The sequence below is a fragment of the Flavobacterium sp. genome (assembly GCF_043720215.1).
Taxonomy (GTDB): domain Bacteria; phylum Bacteroidota; class Bacteroidia; order Flavobacteriales; family Flavobacteriaceae; genus Flavobacterium.
Map to the genome: position 1 here is coordinate 1 of NZ_JAYSSZ010000062.1, position 5,242 is coordinate 5,242.

Sequence of the window (5,242 nt, forward strand, 5' to 3'; positions counted from 1 at the left end):
AGCGCGGCCAGGACCGCTGCCGCGCCTGCAAATACCAGCGGTAACCCCAGCAGCGTGATCAGCCCCAGCGGCCACGCCAGCCCGGTGCGCAAGGTGGGCTTCAACAAGGCAGGGACCATCTTTAATCATTTTTCGAGTTGGGAATAATCTCGAAAAAGGTTCTTTTTTAATACAAATCCAAGGATAGGTTTTATCATCACGAAGCAAAATATTGTACCGTGGTTGCAAGGTTTTTATAAGGTTGTTTTCTAATAATAGTGCATCTGTTTCAGTGGGAACAACAATGTGTTTGATGGTTACAATTTTCTTAACCAATACATTGGTTTTGGCTGTGTCATGTACTTTATTAAAGTAGGAAGAAACTCTTTTTTTTAGATTTTTTGCCTTGCCAACATACAGAATTTTGCCTTCTTTGTCATAATACTGATATACTCCGGGATTATCCGGAAGTGTTTGTATTTGTAACTCTAAAGATGGAATTGACATTATTTGGTGTTGGAATTGAAATTGATTTTTGCAATTGATATTGAGAAATTAGCCACAGATTTAACGGATTAAAGTGATTCTCAAGGATTGTTTATTTTTTTTCAGCAATTTTTTGTTCGATAAATGAAATGTGTTTTTTGGAAATTGTATTAATTATTTTATTTATCTCCTCTTCTGTTAACTGCTCCAAATAGCTTTTTTCATAAAATTTTATATCATTGCAACGTAAGTTATATTTATCTAAATTGAAAGTTATTGTAATTGAAGAAAATCTATAATTAAATTCACCATAATTTTCTATTTTAAAAATATTATGATGACTTACAAATGCTAAACTTTTAGTTTTTTCGTTAATGCTATTTCTCTGATTCAATAAATCATTCTTATATAAACCATCATCAAATAAAACATAACATTTGTTTTCAATATAAAACTTTTCGAATTTTTGACAACTTTCTTTAAATTTCTCATACAATCTTTTTAAAGAATCATCATAAATATTTATAATTGCATCTTTGCTTTTTGTAATTTCTATTTTTTCTCCTAAAGATTTGACTTTCTGTTCCAACAAAGCAATTTCCTTATCCAAATCATCATCTTCCTCAATACTTTCACCATTGGCTCCAGTTATCATAATTTCTAGTGAACGAACAAGATTTTGAGCAATATACTCTGTAAAAGCTTCGAGATTTCCGGCATCAGCCAGTTGTAAAACAGCAAAATAATTGGCTTTATCTTCTGTTTTTATAATTACTGGAGGATAATTAAATTTCATTAAAATAAAATTCATCAAAATCCTGGCAGTTCTGCCATTTCCATCATCAAAAGGATGAATCCTTATAAATTTATAATAAAATTCAGCCGCTAGTAATACTGGATTTACGTCGTTTTGCTCCGTTTTACTTTTGTACCAATCTATCAAATCGGTCATTTTTGAAGGCGTTTCTTCTGGTGTTGCAAAATAAAAGATTTCTCCAGTTACTGTTTCTACATGATTAGAGGTTGTTTTGTATTTTCCAGCACTAATTTTTCTAGGAACTAATACGCCGTCAGCATTTTTAGATTCTTTATAGGAGTCTTTTAGCAAAAGTGAATGTAATTCTCTAATAAAATTTTCGGTTAGAGGTCTGTCGCCGGTTACCATTTCTAAAACCCAATTGATAGCTTCGTTATGTCCTGTAATTTCTAAAGTGTCTTTTAATGGCTTGCCTTGTGCGGTAATTCCAAATAAAATCAAAGCTTTTGTTTCACCATAAGTCAAAGAATTTCCTTCGAGATGATTAGAATGATAATTCCAGTCTAAACGAAATTTTTGCATTATTCGATCTTCTTGCTCTTTATCTATGGGACGAAGAGTGTCTAATTCTGATTTTAATGCTAACGCTTTTAGAATGTTTTCCATTATGTTTTAAGATTGCCTAAAAAACAAATTTACAAATTCAATTGTTTAAAACCGAAAAACAAGAGACAACTTATAGTTCATAAATCATTATTTTCTATATTTATACTTTTAACCTACTATGACTCACCACGAACACAAAACTATAACGGTTTTAAAAGAGACCATTTTACCCGGAGAAAGCAAAACCATTAATATGGAAATTGCGAAACTTCACACCATGACCAAACTAAAAATCCCCATTATTGTAGAGCGATCTAAGTTTCATGGACCAACCGTATTGCTCACTGCAGGATTGCATGGTGATGAAATAAACGGAATCGAAATTGTTCGTCAGTTGATTGTTCAAAAAATAAATAAACCTAAAATAGGTACTATTATTTGCATTCCTGTTATTAATGTTTTTGGTTTTCTGAATCAAACTCGTGAGTTTCCTGATAAACGTGATTTGAATAGGGTTTTTCCAGGGAGTAAATCAGGGTCTTTAGCTAGCCAATTTGCACATTCTATTTTGACAGAAATAATTCCATTAGTCGATTTTGCTATCGATTTTCATGCTGGAGGCGCGAGTCGTTTTAACGCTCCACAAATTCGTATTGTTCCAGATAATTCCGAATTAAAAGCACTTGCCGATGTTTTTAATGCACCATTTGGATTGTTTTCTAAAAACATTCATGGCACCTTTAGGAATTCTTGCGATAAATTAGGTGTGAAAATGTTGTTGTTTGAAGGAGGAAAATCAATTGACATTAGTAAAAGTATAACTCATGAAGGTATTGAAGGAACTAAACGCATTTTGAATCATTTTGGCATGCTGAATTCGCGAAAAAAAATCACAATACCGGAACACAAAACACTTTATATTGAAAAATCGGGTTGGATTCGTGCCAAATATTCTGGAATGTTTCACGGACTAACTAAAATAGGAAGTTTTGTAGAAAAAGGACAAATTCTAGCTACAATTTCTGATCCTTATGGCAAAATTGAACACAAATTAAAAGCGCCAAATTCTGGTTATATTATTAATGTAAATGACGCGCCAATTGTCTATCAAGGAGATGCTATATATCATATTTCTAATGCTACGGGCGATGAATAAATCAGCATTAAGGAAAATATATAAAGGGAAAAGAGAAGAATTACGTCCTGATGAAATTGAAGAAATGTCTTTAGCAATCGCCAATACAATTTTGAAATTAGATATTTGGGATAAAACGTACTTTCATATTTTTCTTTCTATGGAAGAGCAAAAAGAAGTAAACACAGAATACATTTTACATTTATTGCAAGGTAAAGACAAGGAAATTGTGATTTCGAAAGCTGATTTTGACACTCGAGAAATGACTCATTTTTTGTTGACAGACAATACTAAAATTAAGAAAAACGAATACAACATTCCAGAACCAGTAGATGGTTTAGAAGTTCCAACTCATAAAATAGATGTGGTTTTTGTTCCGCTTCTTGCTTTTGATAAAACAGGAAATCGTGTAGGTTACGGCAAAGGGTTTTATGATAAATTCCTCTCCGAATGCAACCCTAAAACCATCAAAATAGGACTTTCTTTTTTTGAAGCCGAAGAATTTATTTCAGATGTTTTTGAAAACGATATTAAATTGGATTTTTGTGTAACTTTAAGCAAAGTTTATAGTTTTTAATTTATATTTGAAAAAAAATAACCTACTATGAAGTTTCAAATTACAAGTGTTAAAATATTTTTCGTTTTTCTTTTATTAACATTCACATTTACAAGTTGTATTGTACATCATCCCTCAAGAGTTGTAGTGGTCAAAGCAAAAAGACTACCACCAGGACAAGCTAAGAAAATTTATGGAGGAAGCGCAAAAGATTATGCTCCTGGTCAACATAAAAAAAAGCATAGAGATTAATATAAAATATTATTTACGAAGTTTTTATGCTTTTATGGCACTAAATAAAACCATCATTATTTCCCGAAAGCTCTTCTATTGAAAACAATCAAAATCCCAACACCTGTAGATATTGCCATATCGGCAACATTAAAAATAGCATTGAAAAAAGTAAAATGTTTTCCTCCCCAAATTGGCAGCCAAGTTGGTAAATTTCCTTCCCAAATAGGGAAGTATAACATGTCGACAACTTTTCCGTAAAACCAAGAGCCATAAGGTTTATCGCTAAATAATGTTGCTACTTCATAAGAACTATCATTAAATATTTTTCCGTACGATACAGAATCGATAATATTACCAAAAGCACCAGCTAAAATTAATGAGATAGCAATAATTAAAATGTTTGAACTTTGTTTTTTTACCGAATCCCAAAGCCAATAACCAATTCCACCCACAGCAAGAATCCTAAATAAAGTCAAGGTTAGTTTGCCATAAACACCAGGAATTTCTGCTCCCCAAGCCATTCCTTCATTTTCAATAAATAGTATTTTGAACCATGAAAACACTTGAACTTCTTCGTGTAACACGAAATGAGTTTTTATATATATTTTTGAAATCTGATCTACTAATAAAACCAGAAAAACGATAAAATAGGCTTTCTTTAAATTCATTTTTATAAAATTATGATGCAAAAATAAACAATATTATATAAAAAACGCTCCAAAAAGGAGCGTTTAGTCGTATATAATTTCGATATTATCGTTGCAAATTTTTCGCTTCAATGCTCATTGTTGCGTGAGGAACAATTTTTAAACGATCTTTGTTTATCAATTTTCCTGTCACTTTACAAACGCCATAGGTTTTGTTCTCGATACGAACTAGTGCATTTCTCAAGTCACGAATAAATTTTTCTTGACGAATAGCCAGCTGCGAGTTTGCCTCTTTAGACATCGTTTCGCTTCCTTCTTCAAACGCTTTAAACGTTGGCGATGTGTCATCGGTACCGTTGTTTAAGTCATTCATGTAAGCGCTTCGTATTAAATCTAAATCTATTTTAGCTTTGTCTAATTTTCCCAAGATTAATTCTTTGAATTCTGCTAATTCTGCATCAGAAAATCTTATTTGTTCATCTACCATAATTTCTTTATTTTGAAATTAAAATCATTGTTTTTATATCATCAAACTCAATAATCGTACCGTTTTCGATACTTTCTAAAAGAATTAGTTCTTTTGTCAGTGTTTCAGATTTTATATAGTCTTGGTTGTCTAAAATGGCTTGATTAATCTTGTCATTTTTTTCGACCGAAACCGTAATCTTATCAGTCACATCGTAACCCGAATCTTTTCGCAAATTCTGAATTCGGTTTACTAACTCTCTGGCAATCCCTTCTTTTCTTAATTCATCAGAAATCGTAATGTCTAATGCTACGGTAATTCCACCAGAATTTGCAACCAACCAACCTTCAATATCTTGCGATGTGATTTCTACATC

8 protein-coding genes are annotated in these 5,242 nt (G+C 31.9%); 3 read left to right on the forward strand and 5 right to left on the reverse strand.

What is annotated here, in order from left to right:
- Window positions 1-486, reverse strand: a 486-nt coding sequence (locus tag ACHZC3_RS02790) for a GIY-YIG nuclease family protein (protein WP_394758356.1), incomplete at its 3' end; no start/stop codon positions are given.
- Window positions 487-577: 91 nt separating this feature from the next.
- Window positions 578-1,888 (reverse strand): Fic family protein, encoded by a 1,311-nt coding sequence (locus tag ACHZC3_RS02795; RefSeq protein WP_394758357.1) that lies wholly within the window; start codon window positions 1,886-1,888, stop codon window positions 578-580.
- A gap of 118 nt (window positions 1,889-2,006) precedes the next feature.
- Here ACHZC3_RS02795 and ACHZC3_RS02800 point away from each other — a divergent pair, with 118 nt between their 5' ends.
- Genes ACHZC3_RS02800 through ACHZC3_RS02810 form a run of 3 tightly spaced genes read left to right on the forward strand, consistent with a single transcriptional unit; the run spans window position 2,007 to window position 3,771 of the window.
- On the forward strand, window positions 2,007-2,984 hold the full coding sequence (locus tag ACHZC3_RS02800; RefSeq protein ID WP_394758358.1) for a succinylglutamate desuccinylase/aspartoacylase family protein: 978 nt from the start codon (window positions 2,007-2,009) through the stop codon (window positions 2,982-2,984).
- Window positions 2,977-3,540, forward strand: a complete 564-nt coding sequence (locus ACHZC3_RS02805) for a 5-formyltetrahydrofolate cyclo-ligase (RefSeq protein WP_394758359.1) — start codon at window positions 2,977-2,979, stop codon at window positions 3,538-3,540. Before ACHZC3_RS02800 ends, ACHZC3_RS02805 begins: the two co-directional genes overlap by 8 nt.
- Before the next feature lie 27 nt (window positions 3,541-3,567).
- Window positions 3,568-3,771 carry a quinol oxidase subunit 4 gene (locus tag ACHZC3_RS02810; RefSeq protein ID WP_394758360.1) on the forward strand — a complete coding sequence of 68 codons (204 nt, stop codon included), beginning with the start codon at window positions 3,568-3,570 and terminating at the stop codon, window positions 3,769-3,771.
- A gap of 56 nt (window positions 3,772-3,827) precedes the next feature.
- On the opposite strand, the gene ACHZC3_RS02815 is transcribed toward ACHZC3_RS02810, so the two are convergent.
- The 3 genes from ACHZC3_RS02815 to ACHZC3_RS02825 all read right to left on the reverse strand — a co-directional run.
- On the reverse strand, window positions 3,828-4,421 hold the full coding sequence (locus ACHZC3_RS02815; protein WP_394758361.1) for a lipoprotein signal peptidase: 594 nt from the start codon (window positions 4,419-4,421) through the stop codon (window positions 3,828-3,830).
- Between the two features lie 85 nt (window positions 4,422-4,506).
- Window positions 4,507-4,887, reverse strand: a complete 381-nt coding sequence (locus ACHZC3_RS02820; RefSeq protein ID WP_394758362.1) for a TraR/DksA family transcriptional regulator — start codon at window positions 4,885-4,887, stop codon at window positions 4,507-4,509.
- A 7-nt stretch (window positions 4,888-4,894) separates the two neighbouring features.
- On the reverse strand, window positions 4,895-5,242 hold a 348-nt coding region (locus ACHZC3_RS02825; RefSeq protein WP_394758363.1), incomplete at its 5' end, for a DUF5915 domain-containing protein.